20 protein-coding genes and 2 riboswitches are annotated in these 22,219 nt (G+C 60.1%); of the genes, 10 read left to right on the forward strand and 10 right to left on the reverse strand.

Annotated features, from left to right (window positions below; genetic code table 11):
- Positions 1-236: 236 nt before the first annotated feature.
- The 9 genes from serS to mglB form a co-directional block, all read right to left on the reverse strand.
- Complete coding sequence (gene serS / locus Q355_RS0109210; RefSeq protein ID WP_027877539.1) at positions 237-1,514, reverse strand: serine--tRNA ligase; 1,278 nt, start codon at positions 1,512-1,514, stop codon at positions 237-239.
- 114 nt (positions 1,515-1,628) lie between these two features.
- Complete coding sequence (gatC, locus tag Q355_RS0109215) at positions 1,629-1,916, reverse strand: Asp-tRNA(Asn)/Glu-tRNA(Gln) amidotransferase subunit GatC (RefSeq protein WP_027877540.1); 288 nt, start codon at positions 1,914-1,916, stop codon at positions 1,629-1,631.
- 148 nt (positions 1,917-2,064) lie between these two features.
- Complete coding sequence (metX, locus tag Q355_RS0109220; RefSeq protein ID WP_027877541.1) at positions 2,065-3,204, reverse strand: homoserine O-acetyltransferase MetX; 1,140 nt, start codon at positions 3,202-3,204, stop codon at positions 2,065-2,067.
- A gap of 47 nt (positions 3,205-3,251) precedes the next feature.
- Positions 3,252-4,544 (reverse strand): O-acetylhomoserine aminocarboxypropyltransferase/cysteine synthase family protein, encoded by a 1,293-nt coding sequence (locus Q355_RS0109225; RefSeq protein WP_027877542.1) that lies wholly within the window; start codon positions 4,542-4,544, stop codon positions 3,252-3,254.
- A 186-nt stretch (positions 4,545-4,730) separates the two neighbouring features.
- Positions 4,731-4,906, reverse strand: a riboswitch (SAM riboswitch).
- Between the two features lie 383 nt (positions 4,907-5,289).
- Positions 5,290-8,178 (reverse strand): aminomethyl-transferring glycine dehydrogenase, encoded by a 2,889-nt coding sequence (gene gcvP / locus Q355_RS15680; protein WP_051529369.1) that lies wholly within the window; start codon positions 8,176-8,178, stop codon positions 5,290-5,292.
- Positions 8,179-8,309: 131 nt separating this feature from the next.
- Positions 8,310-8,395, reverse strand: a riboswitch (glycine riboswitch).
- A 131-nt stretch (positions 8,396-8,526) separates the two neighbouring features.
- Positions 8,527-8,907, reverse strand: coding sequence for a glycine cleavage system protein GcvH (gene gcvH, locus Q355_RS0109235; protein WP_027877543.1), 381 nt, complete (start codon positions 8,905-8,907; stop codon positions 8,527-8,529).
- 55 nt (positions 8,908-8,962) lie between these two features.
- Positions 8,963-10,033 carry a glycine cleavage system aminomethyltransferase GcvT gene (gcvT, locus tag Q355_RS0109240; protein WP_027877544.1) on the reverse strand — a complete coding sequence of 357 codons (1,071 nt, stop codon included), beginning with the start codon at positions 10,031-10,033 and terminating at the stop codon, positions 8,963-8,965.
- 221 nt (positions 10,034-10,254) lie between these two features.
- Entirely contained in the window at positions 10,255-10,845 is a 591-nt protein-coding gene (gene mglA, locus Q355_RS0109245; RefSeq protein WP_027877545.1) for a GTPase MglA, read from the reverse strand.
- A gap of 2 nt (positions 10,846-10,847) precedes the next feature.
- Positions 10,848-11,339, reverse strand: coding sequence for a GTPase-activating protein MglB (gene mglB, locus Q355_RS0109250; RefSeq protein ID WP_027877546.1), 492 nt, complete (start codon positions 11,337-11,339; stop codon positions 10,848-10,850).
- Between the two features lie 160 nt (positions 11,340-11,499).
- Here mglB and hemW point away from each other — a divergent pair, with 160 nt between their 5' ends.
- Positions 11,500-12,615: a radical SAM family heme chaperone HemW gene (gene hemW / locus Q355_RS0109255; protein ID WP_027877547.1), complete on the forward strand. Its 1,116-nt coding sequence runs from the start codon at positions 11,500-11,502 to the stop codon at positions 12,613-12,615.
- A gap of 9 nt (positions 12,616-12,624) precedes the next feature.
- Here hemW and Q355_RS0109260 read toward each other — a convergent pair whose 3' ends face one another.
- A complete protein-coding gene (locus tag Q355_RS0109260) occupies positions 12,625-13,443 on the reverse strand; it encodes a serine/threonine-protein kinase (RefSeq protein ID WP_027877548.1) in 819 nt (272 codons plus the stop codon).
- A gap of 151 nt (positions 13,444-13,594) precedes the next feature.
- On the opposite strand from Q355_RS0109260, the gene Q355_RS0109265 reads away from it, so the two are divergent.
- The 9 genes from Q355_RS0109265 to Q355_RS17000 all read left to right on the forward strand — a co-directional run.
- The gene (locus Q355_RS0109265) at positions 13,595-14,338 is read left to right on the forward strand and encodes a patatin-like phospholipase family protein (protein ID WP_027877549.1); all 744 of its coding nucleotides are present in this window, start codon (positions 13,595-13,597) and stop codon (positions 14,336-14,338) included.
- Positions 14,339-14,533: 195 nt separating this feature from the next.
- Entirely contained in the window at positions 14,534-15,316 is a 783-nt protein-coding gene (gene lepB / locus Q355_RS0109270; RefSeq protein WP_027877550.1) for a signal peptidase I, read from the forward strand.
- Positions 15,317-15,385: 69 nt separating this feature from the next.
- Positions 15,386-15,937: an ATP-dependent protease subunit HslV gene (gene hslV, locus Q355_RS0109275; RefSeq protein WP_027877551.1), complete on the forward strand. Its 552-nt coding sequence runs from the start codon at positions 15,386-15,388 to the stop codon at positions 15,935-15,937.
- Entirely contained in the window at positions 15,934-17,187 is a 1,254-nt protein-coding gene (locus Q355_RS0109280) for an ATP-dependent protease ATPase subunit HslU (protein WP_027877552.1), read from the forward strand. Before hslV ends, Q355_RS0109280 begins: the two co-directional genes overlap by 4 nt.
- A 103-nt stretch (positions 17,188-17,290) precedes the next feature.
- On the forward strand, positions 17,291-18,358 hold the full coding sequence (locus tag Q355_RS0109285) for a tetratricopeptide repeat protein (RefSeq protein WP_084496095.1): 1,068 nt from the start codon (positions 17,291-17,293) through the stop codon (positions 18,356-18,358).
- A 134-nt stretch (positions 18,359-18,492) separates the two neighbouring features.
- On the forward strand, positions 18,493-19,428 hold the full coding sequence (locus tag Q355_RS0109290) for a DNA double-strand break repair nuclease NurA (protein ID WP_027877554.1): 936 nt from the start codon (positions 18,493-18,495) through the stop codon (positions 19,426-19,428).
- A gap of 14 nt (positions 19,429-19,442) precedes the next feature.
- A complete protein-coding gene (locus Q355_RS0109295) occupies positions 19,443-21,212 on the forward strand; it encodes an ATP-binding protein (RefSeq protein ID WP_027877555.1) in 1,770 nt (589 codons plus the stop codon).
- 69 nt (positions 21,213-21,281) lie between these two features.
- On the forward strand, positions 21,282-21,890 hold the full coding sequence (gene aat, locus Q355_RS0109300; RefSeq protein WP_027877556.1) for a leucyl/phenylalanyl-tRNA--protein transferase: 609 nt from the start codon (positions 21,282-21,284) through the stop codon (positions 21,888-21,890).
- Positions 21,891-21,916: 26 nt separating this feature from the next.
- Positions 21,917-22,219 (forward strand): helix-turn-helix domain-containing protein (locus Q355_RS17000; RefSeq protein WP_027876620.1); only part of this gene is annotated, 303 nt, incomplete at its 3' end.

The following is a 22,219-nucleotide window of genomic DNA, read 5'->3' on the forward strand; positions in this document are numbered from 1 at the left end:
CAGGCGAAAATTCCCTGCGGCGGCTGGCTCTTACGCTTTTTGTGGGACACACCTGGGGTGCAGGCCACAAAACACAAAGGCTAGTGTACCATACCTACACGCACAGGCACAATATGCACCCCGAATCTCAAGCTGCTAGAGGCGAGTGTAGCACAGAATGAGATTTTTGAGGAGTAGCCTAGCACCCTGCCAAAACCGGAGCTACGACCACTGCGGCCCGCAAAGCAAGAAGGGTGTTAGGGCAGGGGTGTGGGCTCGAGCTTCTCTTTTCCAAAGTAGGGCTGCACTGCCCTGGGAACGTTGACGGTTCCATCCTCGTTCTGGTGGTTTTCCAGGAGCATCACCAGAATTCTGGGCGTAGCCAAAGCGGTGTTGTTGAGGGTGTAGGCGTAGCGCACCTTGCCGTGCTCATCGCGGTAGCGCAGGTTGGCCCGTCGGGCCTGCCAGTCGAGCAGGGCCGAGCAGGAGTGGGTTTCACGGTAACGGTTCTCGCTGGGAACCCAGGTCTCGAGGTCTACCTGGCGGTACTTGCCCAAACCCATGTCGCCGGTGGACACCTCGATCACGCGGTAGGGCAGCTCGAGGGCCTGTAAAATGCCCTCGGAAATAGAGAGCATGGTCTCGAACCAGCGGTTCGACTCCTCCAGATCGGCTTTGCACAACACGTACTGCTCTACCTTATTGAACTGATGAACGCGCATCAGGCCCCGCACGTCCTTTCCCGCCGAGCCAGCCTCGCTACGAAAACAGGGCGAAAGCGCACAGTAGGTTTTGGGTAGCTCGCCTTCGGGAAGGATCTCTCCAGCGTGCAGGTAGTTCAGCAATACTTCAGCAGTCCCCGCGAGGTAGGCGTCCTGCCCATCTACCGAGTAGACCTGGTCGCGGGCAGCCGGAAACTGACCGTGGGCATAGAGGGCCTCTTCCTTGGTGAGGCTGGGTACGCTCATGGGGGTAAAACCAGCCCGGATCATCTGATCCAGGGCAAAGCGCAACAGGGCTTGCTCGTAGAGCATCAGGTCACCCTTGAGGATGTAGGAGCGAGAGCCCGAGACCTTCGCGGCACGCTCAAAATCACCCCAGCCGTTTTTTTCAATCAATGCCACGTGGTCCAGGGGTTCAAATAGAAATATACGCGGGTTGCCGTGCACGCGGGTTTCCAGGTTGAATGAGTCGTCCGGGCCAACCGGCGCACCCTCCCAGGGAATGGTGGGGGTAAGGTAGAGCAGGTTCTTGAGCCGGGCCTCGAGGGCCCGTAGCTGGGGCTCGAGCTCGGCCAGCTGCCGGCCAATCTCCTTGCCTTTTTCAATCATGGCCGCGCGTTCTTCCGGCTTGGCCCGGGCCGCAGCTTTGGCGTTGGCGTTGCGTTCAGCCTGGAGTTGCTCGGTTTTTCGCTTTAGCTCCTGCACCTGCTTATCCAGGGCTAGTAACTCGTCCAGGTCGAGGTTGACGCCTTTTTTTTCAATGGCCTGGCGGACGATCTGGGGGTTCTCGCGAATGAATTTGATGTCTAGCATAAAAAGTCCAGGGTACTGCTTAGGTCTTTAGCTTTCAGTCTGGTTTTAGCGCCGCATCCGAGCTGTTTTCTAAGTGAGCCGGCGCGGTGCTCAGGCCCTTTGGGATCGCATTAGCTATTCGATGACCCTGGGCACTTTGAACTGCCCCTCGAGCTGCTCAACGGCTACCGAGAGGGCTTCCTGCTGCGAAAGCGATGGGCCAACCTGGTCGGCCCGCAGGCGGTTGGTGATCTCTACCGGTCGGGCCATCTCGGGAAGCCCCTGGGTATCAAGCTCGCTCAGCTTCTCAAAAAAACCCACAATCGAGCGCAGTTCTCCCTCGAGCCGGGTCTCTTCTTCGGGCGTGAGTGCAAGACTTGAAAGCCTGCCCAGATTTTTCACCAGCTCAGGCGTAATCTCCATAGGTGTCATTCTAATACCAGATTCGCCCGGTTCGTTAGCAAAGGCGAGCAGGCCGGGCAAATAAAAATTGTCTTTGCTTTGTTCCTTTTGCTGTGGCCCCTGCTGTGTGGCTGCTCATTTGGTGAAAGCGTCGGGCCAGCCTGGCCCCCTACAGGAAATCCCCCAGAATACGCTCAACCTGGTCGGTTTCAATCAGAAAGGCGTCGTGGCCGTGCGGGCTATGAATCTCGCGGTACATGGCGCCGCTCAAAGCGGCCATTTCACGAACCTCCTGGGCGGTGTATAGCACGTCGGTGTCGATGCCCACAAACAGGCTGGGGATGCCCTTGAGGCGGTTCAGTGCGGCCTCGAGGCCTCCGCGCCCGCGGCCCACATCGTGGGTATCCATGGCCTCCGAGAGGACAAGGTAGGCGTTGGCGTCAAAGCGCTTGGCAAATTTTTCTCCCTGGTACAGCACATAACTCTCGCCCCGCTCCGGGTGCTGTTGCCAGCGCAGGCGGAAGGAGTCGGGTGAGCGGAAGGAAAGCATCGCGATGGCCCGGCCCAGTTGAAGCCCCAGGGGTTGTTCGGTGTAGTAGCCACCCCGGTAGCCAGGGTCGGCCAGCACCGCTTCGCGCGAGAGGCGGTTGAAAGCCCGGGCCCAGGGGCCATGCACTGCGGGCGCGGCCAGCACCACCATCTTGTGCACCCGCTGTGGGTACAAGAGGGCGAACTCCATCGCTACCATCCCGCCCAGGCTGCCCCCCAGCAAGGTCACCTTTTCGATGCCCAGGAAGTCCAGGAGCTTGGCCTGGGCTCGAGCCAGGTCGCGCACGGTGAGCCTGGGAAATTCCGGCCCATAGGGCCGACCCGTGGCCGGGTTGAGCGAAAGGGGGCCGGTAGAGCCGTAGCAACTGCCAATGTGGTTGGCGCAGATGACAAAATACTTCTCCGTATCCAGCATCCGGCCCGGCCCAGCCAGCTCGTCCCACCAGCCATCCGGCCCGAAGGCCTGGTCGAGCCTGGGCAGGCTGCTGAGGGTTTCTTTGCTATAGGTTCCGGCCAGGTGGGCAGAGCCCGTCCAGGCGTGGAAAACCAGTACCGCATTGCTGCGCTCGAGGTTGAGCTGACCATAGGTTTCGTAGCGCATGCGCAGCTCGGGCAAGGTACCGCCGTACTCGAGGTGAAACCCGCCCGCTACCAGGGCCTGGGCCGGTACCGGAGGCGGTACCCGGCCCCGGCTCTTGGGGGGCTTGATGAGCAGGGCCTCGTGATCGCCCCAGGCCTCTTGAATCAGCAGTTCGGTCATTTCTGGTTATCCCTGGTTGTGAATTCCCAAGCCATGCGCTATGTACCTCAGGCCCCAACCTTTGCACGGAGGGCTTGCTTGATGTCGGCTTTGATGTCGTCAATGGCTTCCAGGCCCACGCTGATTCGTACCAGTTCGGGGTTTACCCCTGCCCGAAGTTGTTCCTCTGGCGATAGCTGGGAGTGCGTGGTAGAGGCCGGGTGGATGGCCAGGGTGCGGGTATCCCCGACATTGGCCAGGTGCGAGACCAGCTCGAGGCTGTTAATAAAGCGCTTGGCTGCTTCGAAGCCTCCCTTGAGGCCAAAGGTGAGCACCGAGCCGGGTTTGCCTTTGAAGTACTTTTGCGCCTTGGCGTGGCTGGGGTGATCGTCTAGGCCAGGGTAATTAACCCAGGCCACCTCGTCCTGTTCGCGCAGCCAGTGGGCCAGGGCCAGGGTATTTTCTACGTGCCGTTCGGAGCGCAGTGAGAGGGTCTCGAGGCCCAGCAGCAGCAAGAAAGCCTCGAAGGGCCCCAGGCACTGCCCCTGGTCACGCAGGCCATCGATGCGGGCCTTGATAATAAAGGCCAGGTTTCCCAGGGCTTTGTGGAGCTCGAGGCCGTGGTAGCCGGGCTGGGGTTCAGTGATTAGCGGATACCGCCCGTTGTCCCAGTCGAAGTTGCCCCCATCCACAATCAGGCCCGCAATGGCGGCCCCATGTCCCCCAATCCACTTGGTTCCAGAGTGGGTCACGATGTTGGCGCCCCACTCCAGCGGGCGGAAGAGGTAGCCCCCGTGCCCAAAGGTGTTATCCACAATAAGGGCAATACCCCGCTCCTGGGCAGCCTGGGCGATGAGCTCGAAGTCGGGGATATTCAGGGCTGGGTTGCCCAGCGACTCCAGGTACCAGAAGCGGGTTTTTTCGTCGGTCAGGCGGATAAAGTCCTCTACGCTTTCGGCGCTGTCGGTAAAACGGCTCTCGATGCCCAGCCGCGGTAGCGTAACTTTGAACTGGTTGATGCTGCCACCGTACAGGTTCGGGGTAGAAACAAAGTTGTCGCCAGCCTGGGCGATGTTGGTAATGGCCAGAAATTGCGCCGCATGGCCCGAGCTGGTAGCCAGGGCGGCCACACCCCCCTCGAGGGCAGCAATGCGCTTTTCCAGCACATCGGTGGTGGGGTTCATGATGCGGGTGTAGATGTTGCCAAACTCCTGCAACCCAAAGAGCCGGGCCGCGTGGTCAGTATCCTTAAACTGGTACGAGGTCGTGGCGTAGATGGGCACCTGGCGGGCTCCGGTAGTGGGGTCGGGGCTATAGCCAGCATGCAGTTGAAGGGTCTCGAAGCGGTGTTTTTGTGACATGTGCATCTCCTACCGTCTATCCCGAAGGGAATCGTCCGCTTGGTGAACAGCGGCGCGAGCCGTCTGTCCCAGAGGGGATCGTCCGCGTGGGATTTGGGGCGCTGTTGGTAGGAGTTTTGCTATAGCAAAACCCCCTACCAGACGTTCTTTTATGGCTGGAAGGGGGTACGGCTTGCGCATTCCCTTCTCTTATCTTTCCCAACCGCCAAGCTATGCCTAGCTTCGAACGCCGTGTGCCTACAACGTTCAGCGGATGGGCCGGAATTAGCACCGTGCAAAAAGCTTTCTGGTGATGAGCAGAAGCTTTTTGTGGGTTGCTGCGACTTCACAGGGCCGAATCCCTCCGTCGCTCTCGATAAAAGAACTTTTGATTGTGGCCGCGCCCCAGCGCGGATAAAAGTGAGTGTAGTTAGAAGGTATGGTTATGTCAAGCCCAGTGCAAACCGGGCCCGGAGGGAATCATCTCGCTGGTGAACAGCCGTGGCAGCATCCTGTCCCGAAGGGGATTGTCCGCCGGGTGAACAGCCGCGTCAGCCGTCTGTCCCGAAGGGGATCGTCCGCCGGGTGAACAGCCGCGTCAGCCGTCTGTCCCGAAGGGGATCGTCCGCCCGGTGAACAGCGGCGTCAGCCGTCTGTCCCAGAGGGGATCGTCCGCCCGGTGAACAGCCGCTTTAGCGGTCTGTCCCAGCAGGGGCGAACTGGCACCGCTCAGCCAGGCCGCCACGTTAAGCGCCCTGGACGCCGGTCAGGCGCTATGTGTCTCTTTCTGCAGTCCCGGCGAATCGGTAGCCTGAGCGTACGCTTCCATCGGTGGGCACGAGCAGACGATGTTGCGGTCACCATAGACGTTGTCCACACGGTTTACCGGGCTCCAGTACTTGTCCATAGCCTGCTGGCCCGCAGGGAAGCAGCCCTGGGCCCTTGTGTACTTGCGGTTCCAGTGCTCATCGGCAATGTCCAGCACGGTGTGGGGAGCATGGCGCAAGGGGCTTTCGTCTGCGGTAAGTTCGCCGCGCTCGATTTGCGCAATTTCCTGACGGATGGCAATCATGGCGGCAATAAAGCGGTCGAGCTCGTGCTTCGACTCCGACTCGGTCGGCTCGACCATGAGGGTGCCGGGCACCGGGAAGCTCATGGTAGGGGCGTGGAAGCCATAGTCGATCAGGCGTTTGGCGATGTCCTCCGCGGTGATATCGCAGCGGGTTTTGAAGGCCCTGGGGTCGAGGATGCACTCATGGGCCACCAGGCCTTTTTCGTTTTTGTAGAGCACCGGGAAGTAGGGCTCGAGCCGACTAGCAATATAGTTGGCGTTCAGAATGGCCACTTCGGTGGCCCGCTTGAGCCCCTCGCTACCCATCATCCAGATGTAGGCGAAGGAAATGGGGAGAATCGAGGCCGAGCCATAGGGGGCTGCCGCCACCGGCCCCACCGGAGCAGTTCCACCGTCAAGCGCAGGGTGCCCAGGCAGGAAGGGGGCCAGGTGAGCCTTGACCCCAATGGGGCCCATCCCGGGGCCACCCCCGCCGTGGGGAATGGCAAAGGTCTTGTGCAGGTTGAGGTGCGAGACATCGGCCCCGTAGTGGCCGGGTTTGGCCAGCCCCACCTGGGCGTTTAAGTTGGCGCCGTCCAGGTAGACCTGGCCCCCGTAGCGGTGCACAATCTCGCACAGCTCACGAATTTTTTCCTCGAACACCCCGTGGGTCGAGGGGTAGGTAACCATCACCGCCGCCAGTTTATCGGCGTGCTGCTTGGCTTTGGCCTCGAGGTCGCTCAAATCCACATAGCCCTGCTCGTCGCAGGCCACCACCACCACCTCCATGCCGGCCATCTGCGCCGAGGCCGGGTTGGTGCCATGGGCCGAGGAAGGAATTAGGCAGACCTTGCGCTGCCCCTCCCCTCTCGAGCGGTGGTAAGCCCGGATTGCCAGCAGTCCAGCATACTCGCCCTGGGCGCCCGAGTTGGGCTGTAGCGAGATGGCGTCGTAGCCGGTAATTTCACAGAGCCAGCGGCTCAAAGTCTCGAAAAGCTCGTGGTAGCCCTGGGCCTGCTCGGCGGGTGCAAAGGGGTGCAGGTTGGCAAACTCGGGCCAGCTAATGGGCATCATCTCGGCGGCGGCGTTGAGCTTCATGGTGCAGGAGCCCAGGGGGATCATGGCCCGATCTAAGGCCAGGTCGCGGTCGGCCAGCTTACGCATGTAGCGCATCAGTTCGGTCTCGGAGTGGTAGCGATTGAAAACCGGGTGGGTCAGGTAGGGGCTGGTGCGCCGCAAGGCCGCAGGCAGATGGTTTTCCGGGGCAAAGTCTTCGTATTTGAACTCGCCCCCAAAGGCCTGCCAGACCGCCTCGATGACGGCGGGGGTGGTGGTCTCGTCGAGGGCGATGCCGATATGGGCCTCGTCCACTTTACGCAGGTTGATGCGGCGGCTGCGGGCTTTGGCCAGAATCTCCTCGAGCTGGCCTTCCGCCCGAATGGTGAGGGTATCGAAGAAGTGTGGGTTGACCGGCTCAAAGCCCAGGCGCTTTAGCCCTGCCGCCAGCACTGCGGTTTTGTCGTGTACGCTCTGGGCAATTTCACGCAGCCCGTCTGGCCCGTGATAGACCGCGTACATCGAGGCGATAACCGCCAGCAAGACCTGCGCGGTGCAGATGTTGGAGGTGGCTTTTTCCCGGCGGATGTGCTGCTCGCGGGTCTGAAGGGTCAGGCGGTAGGCCCGGTTGCCCCTCGAGTCGATCGAAACCCCCACCAACCGCCCCGGTATGGCCCGCTTAAGTGCGTCCTTAACCGCCATGTAACCCGCGTGGGGCCCACCATAGCCCATCGGTACCCCAAAGCGCTGGGCCGAACCCACCGCAATATCGGCCCCCAGCTCGCCAGGAGGGGTGAGCAAGGTAAGGGCCAGAAGGTCGGCGGCCACCACCGCCAACCCACCCGCGGCCTTTACTTTTTCGATGTAGGGCCGCAGGTCGCGGATGTTGCCCAGGGTGTCGGGATACTGAAAAATGGCACCAAACAGCCCCTCAGGGTTCAGATCGGTCTCGAGGTCTCCCACCACCAGCTGCCAGCCCAGGGGCTCGGCCCGGGTTTGCAGCACCGCCAGGGTCTGGGGGTGAAGGTTCTTATCGGCAAAAAACGCGATGCGGGGCTCTTTGCAGACCCGATGCGCTACCGCCATGGCCTCGGCCGCTGCGGTGGCTTCGTCCAGCAACGAGGCATTGGCGATGTCCAGCCCGGTGAGGTCGGCGATCATGGTCTGGAAGTTGAGCAAAGCTTCCAGGCGGCCCTGGCTAATCTCAGGCTGGTAAGGGGTGTAGGCGGTGTACCAGGCAGGGTTTTCCAACAGGTTCCGCTGGATTACGGGGGGCAGGATGGTACCGTAGTAGCCCTGCCCAATCAGCGAAGTGAAAACCTGGTTCTTACTGGCAATGGCCCGCATGCGTTCGAGCATCTCGCTTTCGCTCAGACCCGGACCGATGTTCAGGGGCGCGGCCTCGCGAATGGAGGCCGGCACGGTTTGCTCGATGAGTTCATCTAGAGATGAAACCCCCACCGCCTGAAGCATCTGCTCGATATCGGCAGGGGTGGGGCCAATGTGGCGGCGGGAAAAGTCGGTGGACTGGGGTTTACGTTGGGTCATGGGGTCTCCTCTCTTCGCTGTTGCAGGGGCAGCAAACACCCGTTGCAGTCTTTGAAGAATCTTGACCCCATCTGTCCTTTTGCCTGAGAGTGTTATCCCGTCGGCGGGCGGCGTTCGCCTCTCTCCAGATTGCGCTGCTGTGGTCCTTTTGCCTGAGAGTTTCCGGGGTGGTTGCTCCTTCGGCGTGGGGCTGGCCCATCTCTCCCATCAGCAGCCTGCTGCATGTACCTTGATTATCATAGCCCAAACAGGCCTGGCTCAAAAAGTGACACTTGTACAGTTTCTCAAGGAAATCGGGATGGGGCTGTATTACCCCATCCCCAGCCTGGCAGGGCGCCCGCTCGAGCATTACTGGCTTTCAGCTACAGCCTGATACTCCGCCGCCGACAAAAGCCCATTGGCGCTTTCTGGGTTAACTTTCATTTTGAACAACCAGCCCTCGCCGTAGGGCGACTGATTAATCAGCTCGGGCTTATCCGACAGGGCGCTATTAACTTCAATGATTTCGCCGCTCAGTGGCGCATAGATGTCGGAAGCCGTCTTGACCGACTCCACCACCGCCACCGCTGCAGCGGCTTCTACCTTCTTGCCCACCTGTGGCAGATCCACAAAAACCACATCCCCAAGGGCATCCTGGGCAAAGTCGGTGATGCCCACCACGGCTACGTCGCCCTCGAGGCGAACCCATTCATGCGTCTTGGTGTACTTGAGCTCAGAAGGATAGTTCATGATGTCACCTCGGTTGTAAGTTTATTGCCCAAAGGGCCTTTTCGCACAAACCCAGTTACTGGGTTCCTGGCTGGCGCTTCCAGAAGGGCATCTCAACCACTGTAGCCGGCACTGTCCTGCCACGAATTTCAACTTCTAGTAGCGTGCCTACCTGGGCTAAATCGGACTGCACGTAAGCCATCCCGATTCCCTTTTTCAAAAGGGGTGAGTGGGTTCCCGAGGTCAGCAGGCCCACCTCGCTTCCTTCTTTCAGCACCCGGTAGCCCTCGCGGGGAATGCCCCCTTCGACCAGCAAGCCCACCAGTCGGCGCTCACATACGCCCTGGAGCAAAGCGCTTTTACCGAAAAACTCCTTCTGGTCTTTGACCACCCAGCTAAAGGGGGTACACCGGGGGTTGGTCTCATCGGTTAACTCGTGGCCGTAGAGGGGAAATCCGGCCTCGAGCCGCAAGGTATCGCGTGCCCCCAGGCCACAGGGGGTTACCCCAGCAGCCAGCAAAGCCTCCCAAACTACCTGGGCATCCTCAGGGGCGATAAACACCTCGTAGCCATCCTCTCCGGTGTAGCCTGTCCGGGCAAAGCGCACCCATTTACCTGCCAGCTTACCCATGAAGGTATCGTTCTTTTTGCGCGAGGCCAGGTCGGTATCGGTGAGTTTTTGCATTACGGCCACCGCGTTGGGGCCCTGCACAGCGATCAGGGCAAATAGATCGGAGGCGTTCTTTAGCTCTACTGCAAAGCCCTCCGCCAGCCGCTGGAGGTGGCCCCAGTCTTTCTCGATGTTGGCTGCGTTCACCACCATCAAATACTCTTGTGCGCCGGTTCGATAAAGATAAATGTCGTCCACCACGCCCCCCCGCGCATTGGGCAGCATGGAGTACTGGGCCCGTCCTTCCTTAAGCTTGGAGACATCGTTCAGGGTGGCGTACTGCAAAAACTCGAGCGCATCCGGCCCACGTATCCAGAACTCGCCCATATGGCTCACATCAAACATACCCACCAGTCCCCGCACCGCCAGGTGCTCCGAGGTGATGGAGGTGTACTGGATGGGCATCTCGTAGCCCGCAAAAGGCACCATCCGGGCTCCTTGCGCCAGGTGGGCTTGATGTAGTGGAGTGGTTTTCATGCCCCAATAGCATACCAATGCCAGGGCCAATGGCTGCAAATTGCCGTAGGGCCGCGTAGTCAAACATCAGCCTACCAGGCCAATCCCGACAACAGCGCCACACACCTGCGCCAGGGCGGTTGAGAAGACCCCTTACACCCCTCAGCTAGTGGCGCACAACAAAAGGTATGTAGGCCGCCCAGCGGCCCCAGAGCAGCGCGTGGGGCTTTCCAGTCCTGGTACTAGCTGGCAGCCGCCACCCTTGAAAGCACCTGGCGGCTTACGGCTTTGAGGGTTTCAAAAACCCCCATGCCAGTGGTGGCTACCGCCTCGAAGATGGGCAGGCGCATCTCGGGGTCAATAACGGCCTGAATCATCTCGAGCGGTAGGGCATCCGGGGCGTCGCGTTTGTTGGCTTGCAGCACGATGGGGATGTCTTCTAGTTTTATGCCGTATTCGGCCAGGTTTTCGCGCAGGTTGCGCATGGACTCGGCATTGGCGCGCAAACGGTTGGGGGCCGAGTCGGCCACGAACACGATGCCGTCCACACCGCGCAGAATTAACTTGCGGCTGGCGTTATAAAAGACCTGGCCCGGCACCGTGTAGAGGTGAAAGCGGGTCTTGAAGCCCTTAACTTCACCCAGGTCTACAGGCAAAAAATCAAAAAACAGGGTGCGCTCGTCCTCGGTTGCCAGCGAGACCATCTCGCCTTTGCGGTTTTGCGGCACCTGCTGGAAAACCCACTTGAGGTTGGTGGTCTTTCCAGACATGCCGGGGCCATAGTAGACAATTTTGAAGTTGATTTCCCTGGCAGCAAAGTTAATCGTGCTCATAGTTAGTTACCAAATAGCTCGTCCAAGAGGGCACTGGCTCCATCGCGGTACTCGTGGTCAATCCCAAGGGTTCCAGGCTGTACCAGGGCATCTTTGGTGATGACCTCGAGCGTTTGCACCGCCCGCTTGCCAAACAGCTTAACCCGCCCCACCGGTGCCGAGCTATCAAAGATAACCGCCAGCAAGGCCAGATCGCCCACTTCTTCTGCGTAGAGGCCGTAGGTGGCACCCTGGTGCAATAACTCGTTGAAGCGAGGCTCACCCAGCATTTTTGCTAAGGCCTGGGTGGCTGCTGCGTTACCGGCAATAAGGGTTGCCAGCGAGTCCAGGGCTGGAGGCCGGGGTGCCCACAAGGCTTCTTTGTGGGCCAGCACAAAGCCCTTGCGATCGAGCAGCAGCACGTAACGGGCCCCACTTTCTCGCAGTAACTCCTCGAGGACCTGCACAGCCTTCTCGTAGGTGCCCCCAAAGAGTGCGATGGCAGGCTCAACCATAATGGGCCCAGTGTAACATGCACACCTTACCTACCCCTGTGACGAATTACGCTAAAGCCACGCCGCCAGTGGTCGGACGTCCCGGCTGGGACTTCTTCCCCAGGGCGCTAAACTAAACCACGCACGGCCTAAAGCTGGCTCAAACAAGGGAGACCTGGCCTTGAAACACCTCTACATTCACGTTCCTTTCTGCCCCACCATCTGCCCTTACTGCGACTTTCATGTGGTTCGGCGGTATGGGGGGCTGGTGGAGGCCTATCTAAAGCGGCTGACCCAGGAGGCCCAGGCCCTCTTCGCGCAGCACCCTAGCAAGCTCAACACGCTGTATCTGGGCGGGGGCACACCGAGCTTTTTACGCAACCAAGAGCTGGAGAGGCTTTTTCAGGCCTTGCAGTGGAACCTCGAGGGGGCCGAGGTGACCCTCGAGGCCAACCCCGGCACGCTCAACCCCGAGCGCCTCCAGCTGCTGCGCGCGCTGGGGGTCAACCGCCTTTCGCTGGGGGTGCAAAGTTTTCAGGATGATGTGCTTAGGGCCCTGGGCCGGGCTCACGGAGGAAAAGGGGCTTTGCGGGCGGTGGAGATGAGCCTCGAGGCCGGGTTTCGCACCTCCATTGACCTTATTCTGGGCCTGCCCGGACAGGATGTCCTGGCCGACCTAAAGCAGGCTGTGGCTTTGGGCGTGGGGCACGTTTCGGCCTACACCCTGCAAATCGAGCCCGGTACGCCATTTGCCCTGTCAGGCCTTGCGCCCGACCCGGATGCCGAGGCCCAGGCTTTTGAGCTGGCACAAACCGTGCTGGGGCAGGCCGGTCTGGTGCGCTACGAGGTATCCAACTTTGCCCGTCCCGGCCAGGAGAGCCAGCACAACCTGGCCTACTGGCACAACACCACCTGGGGAGGGCTGGGGCCTGGGGCTACCGGCCAGCTCGCTGGGGCTGGCGATGGCGGCTTTCTCACCTGGCGCTACACCAATCCTCCGCTACCGCGCTGGCTTCAGGGCGAAGAGCCCTGGGTTGAGCAGGTCGGCGCGCTCGAGCACGCCAAAGAATCCCTGATGCTGGGCCTGCGACTGTCCCAGGGGGTGGATGTGGGACAGATCGAGCTACGCTGTGGGCTAAAGCTGTGGCCGGCCCTGGAGTCCACAGTGCAGGCCTTGAGCCTCGAGGGGAGTCTGGAGGTGCAGCAAAAGCGCATCCGCGCTTTGGAGCTCAGCACCCTGCACCCCATAATTCTGCAACTATGGGCAGCGCTAGAGGCAGCGCAAATCGAACGCTGACCCTACGTATCAGTCCAGCGCTGAAAAGTTCAGGGCTTCAAAATCGCGCAGGGCCTCGAGGGCATTCGGGTAGCGCTCGCTGGCGTCTTTGGAAATGAGTCGGTTTATAAAGCCCCGCAGCTCTGTGGTAACCAACAAGCCCGAATCCGGGGCAGCTACCAGCGGTGGGGGGGGCCGGTTTAGGTGGGCATTCATCACCTCGGCGGGATCCCCCACAAACGGCAACTCACCTGCAATTGCCCAGTACAAAAGGATGCCCGCCGAGTACATGTCCGATGCCGGGGTAGGCGACTGCCCCCGGATCTGTTCTGGGGCGATATAAGCTATGGTTCCCAGGCGAACTTTCTGGCTAAAACGCTCACCCAGTGGGCCGGAGAGGTCGAAGTCTACCAGGCGGGCCTCTCCAGTGCCGTCTACAACAAGGTTATCGGGTTTAACATCGCGGTGCACCAGATTCAGGCCGTGCATGTGGGCGAGGGCCTCGAGCAGGTGTCGAAACACCCCCAACACCTTGGCGGGATTATCCTTCCGCCACTCCGACAGGCGGCTGCCAGGCGCAAAAGCCAGCAGCACCGCCGGATGTTCACCCCCCTCATGGGGTACGCTTAGCCGTGCCAGAACAGGGTTGATGTGCGGGTGCTTGAGCTGTTGACCCACCTTCCACTCGCGGTCGGCCCGCCCTTCAAAGCCCTTGGGAAAGACCTTTAAGGCATAGGGGGTGCCGTGTATGTCGAAAGCCAGGTATACCGTAGCCAATGCCCCGCGGGCAATCGGTCGGATGACCTTGTAGCGGCCTTCCAGGGTGATTCCGGCTAACCCCACAACCATCACTATACCGATTTTGACCAGCCATCAGAGGTAATTTCAGGACGCCGGTGCCGGGCCGTACCGGGCTGTCTTGTTTGGATAGCGCCAGGTCAGGGCAGGGGTGAGTGGCTCAGGTTAGAATTACCCTGGCCCAGGCTGGGGAGGTTGCAACGTGCGTGGTCTAGTGTTGTCAGGAGGCGGAGCCAGAGGGCTGGCCCATATAGGGGTACTGGAGGTACTCGAGGCCCAGGGATTCCAGGCCGAGGTGGTAGCCGGAACCAGCATGGGGGCAGTGGTAGGGGCCCTTTATGCCTCCGGCAAAAAGCCCCATGAAATCTTGGAAATTGCCCGCTCTACACCCTGGCTGCGCCTGCTGGATCTGGTACCTCGCCCAGGGCTCATTTCCCAGCGTGGCCTGCGGGACTTCCTGGCCAAATACCTGCCGGCGCGGTTTGAGCAACTGCCCATCCGGCTGGTTGTTACTGCAGTAGACCTCGAGGCCGGTAAGGTGGCTTACTTCTCCGAGGGCGACCTGACCGGGGCGGTGCTGGCCTCGGTGGCCTACCCCGGCCTGGTGGCTCCGGTGCTCTTCGAGGGTCGAACCTATGTGGATGGCGGGGTGCTCGACAATCTGCCGGTAGATGCCGCCCGCTTTATGCGGGCCAAATACGTGCTGGCGGTGGATGTGACCCCGGAAATGCACTTACCTGGGGTTCCACGCTCCTCCATCGGACAGGTACGCCGGGCCATAGACATCATGCAAAACCACCTGACCGCGGCCCGCCGTTCGCTCTACCCGCCCGAGCTCTATATTCGCCCAGAGCTGCCAGGGGTGGGCATCGAGCAGTTTGGCCGGCTCGAGGAAATTGTCGAGGCTGGCCGCAAAGCTGCCTCACAGGCACAGCTCAGGTTTTAGGACTATCCTGGTGCCGGCCAATCAGGGTAAACCAAGGGTTGGCCAGTGTTTATGCCGGGCTGTCGGCACAGCTCCGCCATGCAACATAGCCAGCACCCGATGCCAGAAGGTTTGTTGAAGTGAACTGCCGGGCCAGGTCAGCCGTGGGTTATGCTATGGGCCGGGCCTTGGCCACCACGAAAGGGACTTTTTGCGATGCACAGGTTTTTGGACTATCTCTTCAAAGAATGGTTTCGTCAAGTGGGCGAAGCGCTTTTGCTGGCCTTCCTGGTTACTACGTTCCTGTTTACCACAGTCGGCGTGGTGGGCAGCTCGATGAACCCCACCTTGCTCAACGGTGAGCGGGTGTTTGTACCCAAATATGAAACCTGGTTGGTGCGCTTCGGCCTGATGCAGTGGCGGCGGGGCGAGATCGCCATTGTCAAGCCGCCCGAGGGAACGCCCAACGCGGTAGCTCAGTTCCCGGTGCTGGGTTTTCAGTTTCGGGCTTTTTTCATCAAGCGCATTGTTGGCCTGCCGGGCGACGAGGTAAGCCTGCGGGAAGGGGTGGTTTACCTCAACGGCAAGCCCCTCAACGAAGTCCACATCACGGCCTCGCTGAGCCCCTACCCCGATAGCTATCCAGTGGTTTGTTACGAGAACGAACGGTTAACAGCCCTCATCACCCAGCAGCAGGTGCGTTTTGCCCCAGAGCAACTACCCGAATACCTCAAACCTACCCTCCAGATGCTCGCACCCCCCAGCCCCCAAGACCTGGCAAAAAGCCGGGCTGGCGAGCACTGCTTTACCGGCTCGCTTAAGCTCAAGTCTGGCTACTACTTCGTGATGGGCGATAACCGCACCTTTGGAGGCTCGGAGGATTCGCGCACCTTCGGCCCGGTGCCCACGGAGGCCATCGCGGGGCGGGCCAATGCAGTCTGGTGGCCCCTCAACCGCATCCGGGGCCTGGACATTCCCGAGGGTTTCAAAGGGCTGTAGGGCTTGAGCAGGTAGGGGCTTGCGGGCTTCTCATACCAGCTTCACCGTGCAGCGCTAGATTCCTTAGGAATGGAGCGAATGCACGGCACCACCATTGTGGCAGTTCGTCGAGACGGTGTCACGGCAATCGCAGGCGACGGACAGGTTACCCTGGGTCAGACCATCATGAAGACCGGGGCGGTTAAGGTTCGCCGCCTGGAGCAGGGCGAGGGCATCCTGGTTGGTTTTGCCGGCGCTGTGGCCGATGCCCTGGTGCTTCTGGAAAAGTTTGAGGGTGCGCTATCGGGGGCCAAAGGAAACTTGCAGCGAGCCGCCATAGAAACCGCCAAACTATGGCGTAGCGACCGGATACTGCGGAACCTCGAGGCCATGCTGGTGCTCGCCGACCGCCACAGCCTGCTACTTTTGTCTGGCAACGGCGAGGTGTTGAGCCCCGATGAGCCGGTAATGGCTGTCGGCTCCGGTGGCCCCTATGCCCTTGCTGCTGCAAAAGCCCTGCTGCGGTACTCGAGCCTCCCTGCCCCCCAGATAGCCGAACAGGCCATCCGGATTGCCGGAGAGATAGACCTTTACACCAGTGGCCAGGCCACCCAGGTCTTGAGCATAGGGGGTGAAGGATGAACCTGACCCCCGCCGAGATTGTGCGCGAGCTGGACAAGCACATCGTGGGTCAGGCCGCCGCCAAACGGGCTGTGGCAGTGGCCTTGCGTAACCGTATACGCCGGAAGAAACTACCACCCGAGCTGGCTCGAGAGGTCACACCCAAAAACATCCTGATGATTGGCCCCACCGGAGTCGGCAAAACCGAGATCGCCCGGCGCTTGGCCCGCCTGGCAGGGGCACCCTTTTTGAAGGTCGAGGCCACCAAGTTTACCGAGGTGGGCTATGTGGGCCGGGATGTGGACTCCATTGTGCGCGACCTGGCCGAGGCTTCCTACCAACTGGTGATGCAGGAGATGAAGGCCAAAGTGGAGGGGCGGGCCCAGAGCCTGGCCGAGGACGAGGTGGCCTCGCTCTTGCGCATCCAGCCTTTTGAATTGCGCACAGGCCGCTACAACGACCAGATGGTGGAAATCGAGGTGGCCGAGGAGGCCCGCCTGCCCATGATGGGCATGTTCGGTGGCGAGCAGATGCAAGGCCTACAGGACATGCTCAAAGGGCTGATACCGCAGCGCAAAGTACGGCGCAAAGTGCGGGTCAAAGAGGCTTTGGAAATCCTGAAAAACCAGGAGGCTGAACGCCTGGTGGACAAGGAAGAGGCCACCCAGGAAGCCCTGCGCCGCGCCCAGGAAGAGGGCATTGTGTTTATCGACGAGATGGACAAGATCGCCCGGAGCAAAGGGGGCGTCGGCGGCCCGGATGTCTCGGGCGAGGGCGTGCAACGCGACCTGCTGCCCATCGTGGAGGGTACGGTGGTATCGACCCGCTTAGGGCCAGTCTCGACCGATCATGTGCTGTTTATTGCTGCGGGGGCCTTTCATGTTTCCAAGCCTTCAGACCTTATCCCGGAATTGCAGGGCAGGTTCCCTATTCGGGTTGAACTCGAGCCCCTCGGGCCCCAGGAGTTCGAGCGCATCTTGCGCGAGCCAGAAAACTCGCTCATCAAACAGTACCAGGCTTTGCTTGCTGCCGACGAGACCGAGCTGCACTTTACCCCCGAGGCCATCCAGGCCGTAGCCCAATTTGCTCACCAAGCTAACCAAGAGTTGGAGGATATTGGCGCCAGGCGACTCGCTACGGTGTTGGAGCGGCTTTTGGAAGAAGTTTCCTTTCAAACCAGCCTGGGGCGGGTTGAAGTAACCAAGGAGTATGTGGAAGTGCGGCTCAAAGATGTACTTGCCTCCCCCGACCTTTCCCGCTACATCCTATGAAGACCGGGGGCCTTCTGTGAAGTCCAGGCAAGCAGAACCCGTTTGGGTAACGCCTTACCGTCAGGTAAACAACGACCAACAAGTTGAAAGATTTAGGAGGAAGATGATGCGTTTTTGGTTCTTTATGCTGGTGCTGTCGATGGGGGGCGTGCTGGCGCAACAAAACCCTGCCCAGCCCGCCTCAAAGCCGCAGACCCAGGCCAGCTTATGCGTCGTGCTGTACGAGGCTGGGCGTCCCGAGGCAGCGCTTCCGGCCTGCGAGCGGGCGGTAAAAGATGCTCCCAGCGCTGAAAATCTTTACCTGCTGGCAAGGGTACAGTCCGAGCTCAACCGCTTTACGGCAGCCATTGAGAACCTGCGCCGTTCGATTACCCTCAACAGCAGTTTTATCCAGTCCTATGTAGCCCTGGCCCAGGTGTATGTGCGCCAGTACCTCTTGTCAGAAAACCGAGAAGCCTCTAAGGGTTTGCTGGATCAGGCCCTGAGCATTCTGCGCGAAGCCGAGCGGGTCAACCCCCGATATGCCCCCATTTATGCCACCCGCGGGGCAGTTCTCGCATATCAAAACAGGCTAGACCAGGCCGTTGAATCCATCAACCGCTCGCTGGCCATCAAAGATGAGCCGGTTGTGCGGGCCCTGCTGGCCGATATTTATATCCGCCAGGGCAAGTGGGATGAAGCCCTCAAGAACTACGATGAAGCGGTCAAGGCGGCCCCCAAAAACGCCAACCTGCGGGTCAAATACGGTAGCTTGCTGCTGCTGCGGGGCAACGTCGATCTGGCCATTGAACATCTAGACCAGGCCGTTATTCTGAGCCCCGGTAACGCTGAAGCCTGGCTGCGCCGCGGTGATGCCTACTATGAAAAGAAAGACTGGCAGCAGGCCGGGGTTTCTTACCAGCAAACCGTAGCCCTTTCACCGGTTCGTTATCCGGATGCCTATATCGGTTTGGGGCAGGTTTTGATTGAACTCAAGGATTACCAGAAGGCCCGTTTCAACTTTACCAAGGCGGTAGCCCTGGAGCAGGACAATCCGGTTTACCGCTTCTGGTTGTGCCGCGCCAACGAGCTGTTGGGTGACAAGGCTGGGGCTAAGGCGCAGTGCGAACAGGCCCTTAAGCTGCGGCCCGATTTCAAAGAAGCCCAGGATGTGCTCAATCGCCTGAAATAAAGCAGCGCTTGCGAATAGTTTTTGGCTTCAGCCCTGCCCCCTCAAGGAAGGGCTGGGCTTCTTTTTGTCTATTCTGATTCTGACTATCTGCAGTTGATATTTACGTCTAAAACAAAATAGTGTAGATTGTATCCATGAGCTGGAAGCTGGAAGCCTGGAATCCTGAGTATGCCCTACCGGACAGGCTAGAAGAAGGTGAGGGCCTCGAGGATATCAAAGCGCACTACGAAGGTGACTGGACGGCCCGTTCCCCGAAAAGGCAAGCGCCCACCGACTGGCCCATTGTGTACCTGGTGGATGGCCGCCAGCGCATAGATGCTCAGATTGCCAACTCGAGGGGTCACCGGGCCCTGCTGGCTACCGTGATAGCAGGGGCCGTAGTGCGCGATGGCGCAGGTATCCGCCCGGTGGGAGAGCCCCTAAAACGCCATATTTTGCTCTACAGCGGCGACCTCGAGGAACCTCTGCCCCCCGGCCTGGGCCACTACCAGCTGGTGGAGACTAAAAAATCCGACCCCGCCAGCATGCGCTCCAGGGTCACCGAGGAGATGCGGCGCCTGGAGGCCAGCCTGGTGAACGAGCTAGAGGGGGGGTTGGTGATCGTGGACGGGCAGATATACCGAGGTGAAAAGTCGTACACCGCACCAGAGCGAGTTCTGGGCTACACCAAGACCCAGGCCGCCATCTACCTGGGCGCAGAGCAACAAGCCCTGTTGTACGAACTCAAACCCTACCAGCGCACGCCCATTTTTATGATTCCCGGCAAAGCCATCAACCGTCCGCTGGATGTTTTCTCCTGGTACGTGCGGCTGCCCCTAAAGCCAACGGCCACCTTCTACACCGGCGCTTCGCTCTTGCGCATCGAGACCATCAGCCCGGAGCCTTACCAGGCCATCCGCCTGGCCGACCTTTCGGTAAGCATCTTTTGTGATATGGCCTCCTCCCCCGCGAAAGACCCCCGCGCCCCCCAGAACCTGATTCCCGTTGGGGGGCTCGAGCAGTGGTTGGGTCGTCATCTAGGCCAGGGGGAAGTGGCGCGGCGAAGAATCATGCAAGCGCTGTTTAGCTAGTTTGGGAGGAAGTTGTGAAACAAGTGGGAATGGTATTAGGTAGCCGTGATGCAGGAGCGCTGGATTTTTGGGTTGCAGTAGAAGAGGGTCAGTACCTACGTCTCGACGACCTGGTTTACGTCGAATTTCGCCACCCCGACCCGCGCAAGGGCGATGCCAATGGCAATGTGCGCTATTACGGCATGGTAGACCACGTCATCAAGCTCTACGAGGGCTCGCAATTTGACACCGACGTGTTTTTAGCTCAACGCGATCTGTTGCCGGTCAGCCTCTCGTACGCAGCACACGTGCAGGTTACCCGCCTGCTGCCGGAGGAGTACATGCCACCCGACCCTGGCTCACCGGTCTATCTGGCCCAAGAAGAGGCCCTGGGCTTGGCCCTTTACTACGACCGGATGCAGGAACAAAAACTGCCGGTGGGGCTACTCAAGAATGGCGAGGTGGCCTACATCAACTTCGAATTCCTGAATGGTTTCAAGGGCGGGCACGTCAACATTTCGGGGGTCTCGGGGGTAGCGGCCAAGACCAGCTATGCTACCTTCTTGCTGCACAGCATTTTCCAGTCGCCTGCCAATCGGCAAAAAGCCAACACCAAGGCCCTAATTTTCAACGTAAAAGGCGAAGACCTGTTCTATCTCGACAAGGACAACAGCGGCCTAAACGACGAGGCCAGGGAAACCTATCGCAGGCTGGGCCTGCCAGCCCAAGCCTTCCAGAGTGTGGCTTTTTTGGCCCCCCCGCGCAAAACGCCCGGCGACATCCTGGCCGATGTGGGCCGCCCCGATGCCCTGGCTTACTACTGGGATCTGGTGCAGTTTTGCCGCGATGGCCTGCTGCCGTTTCTATTTACCGACCGGGGGGCCATGAGCAACCTGGGGTTCCTGATTGACCAGGTTACCGAGCGCCTGCGCCGACTGGTGGGCGATGAAAGCGACAAAGACGGCCAGAAAGGCCCCCATCTGGTTGTGGATGACTGGTTCGATGAGCAGTCGGCTGCGGATGCCAACGTCACCTTTAGCGAGCTGGGCAAACTCAAGATTACCAGCTTCGCCCAGCTGGTGCGCTACATCGAGTACAAGCTGCTGGGGCCCGAGTCGGCTGAAGACGAGGAAAAGCAAAAGGGCGACCCGCGCTGGACAGCCCGCCAGGCCAGGGGAACCCTCGAGGCCTTTGTGCGTCGCTTGCGCGCAGCCATTGGCAACGTAGAACACCTGATTCGTGGTGACAAAACCGGCAAACGCCCCAACCCCCTGGGAAGCCCGGCCCAGGTGAGCGTGGTGGACATTCACCAGCTCTCGGCACAGGGGCAGATGTTTGTGGTGGGCTCCATTTTGCGCGAGGTTTTCGGGCGCAAGGAGCGCGGCGATTACCAGGGCCGGGTATTTGTGGTGCTGGACGAGCTCAACAAATATGCCCCCCGCGATGGCGAAAGCCCCATCAAGGACATCTTGCTCGACATCGCTGAGCGCGGGCGCAGCCTGGGCGTGATTCTGATTGGCGCCCAGCAGACCGCCTCTGAGGTAGAAAGCCGGGTGGTGGGCAACGCCGCCATTCGGGTGGTGGGCCGGCTTGATGCAGCCGAAGCTGAACGGCCCGAGTACCGCTACCTTCCCCCTTCCTTCCGTCAGCGGGCCATGATCCTGCCGCAAGGAACGATGATTCTGCACCAGCCTGAAATTCCCGTACCCCTACCCCTCACCTTTCCGCTGCCGGCCTGGGCGATGAAAAAAGACGAGGTACGTGAGGATGTCTCAGCAGAAAGGCTATCCAAGCTGATAGATTAAGATGGTCAGCAACCTTCTGCGGGCCTTCTTGGGTATCGGAGCGGGTGCTGGCCCTCGAGATTATCGTTTGTGGATAGGAAAAACTTGCAAGCCGTGCTGCGTATGTATGCCCAGGGGTACTTTCCCCTGGGAATGGAGTACGGTATTGGCTGGTTCGACCAGCGGGCCTACGGCACGCCTTACCGCGCCCTGATGCCGCTCGACGAGCGCTTTCACATTCCCCGCAGCCTGCGACGGGTACTGAACAGCAAGCGCTTTGAAGTACATATCAACCGCGATTTTGCTGGGGTACTGCGAGGCTGTGCGACTCGAGGTGGGTCGTATTCAAGTGAAACCTGGCTCACCCCAGAGGTAGCCCAGCTCTACCTGAGCCTTCACCAGTACGGGTTTGCTCACAGTTTTGAGGCCTGGCACCAGGGCAGGCTGGCGGGTGGGGTTCTGGGCGTGGCGCTGGGGGCAGCCTTTATTGGCGACAGCATGTTCTATAGCGTTCCCGATGCCTCCAAGGTAGCCCTGGTGCGGCTGGTAGAACACCTGCGAACACGGGGTTTTGAAATTTTTGATGTGCAGGTGCAGAACCCCCACCTGGCCAGGTTCGGGGCCATAGAGGTAGACCCCCTCGAGTTCCGCCAGCAGCTTTTTCAGGCCATCCAGAAACCGGCCCGGTTTGTAGACTAATACCAAATCTATGTAGATAATAACTCATGCCAAGCAAAGCCATAGCCCTACACGCCCACCTGAGCCTGGAAGAACTCGAACAGCGCTACCGTAGCTGCAAGGATGCCAAGGAGAAGACCCGCTGGCAGGTGATCTGGTTGTACGCCCAGCAGACCCGGGAGAACCGCCCCAGCACCCGGGCAGTGAGCCAGGCCACCGGGTTTAGCCAGAACTGGGTCTACAAGCTCATCCGGCGCTACAACGCCGAGGGACCCCAGGGGCTCATCGATAAGCACCGCTACAACCCAGGAGGGGATAAGCGGGCCTTGCTGAACCAGGAGGAGCAACAA

The sequence above is a fragment of the Meiothermus cerbereus DSM 11376 genome, from assembly GCF_000620065.1.
Classification (GTDB): domain Bacteria; phylum Deinococcota; class Deinococci; order Deinococcales; family Thermaceae; genus Meiothermus; species Meiothermus cerbereus.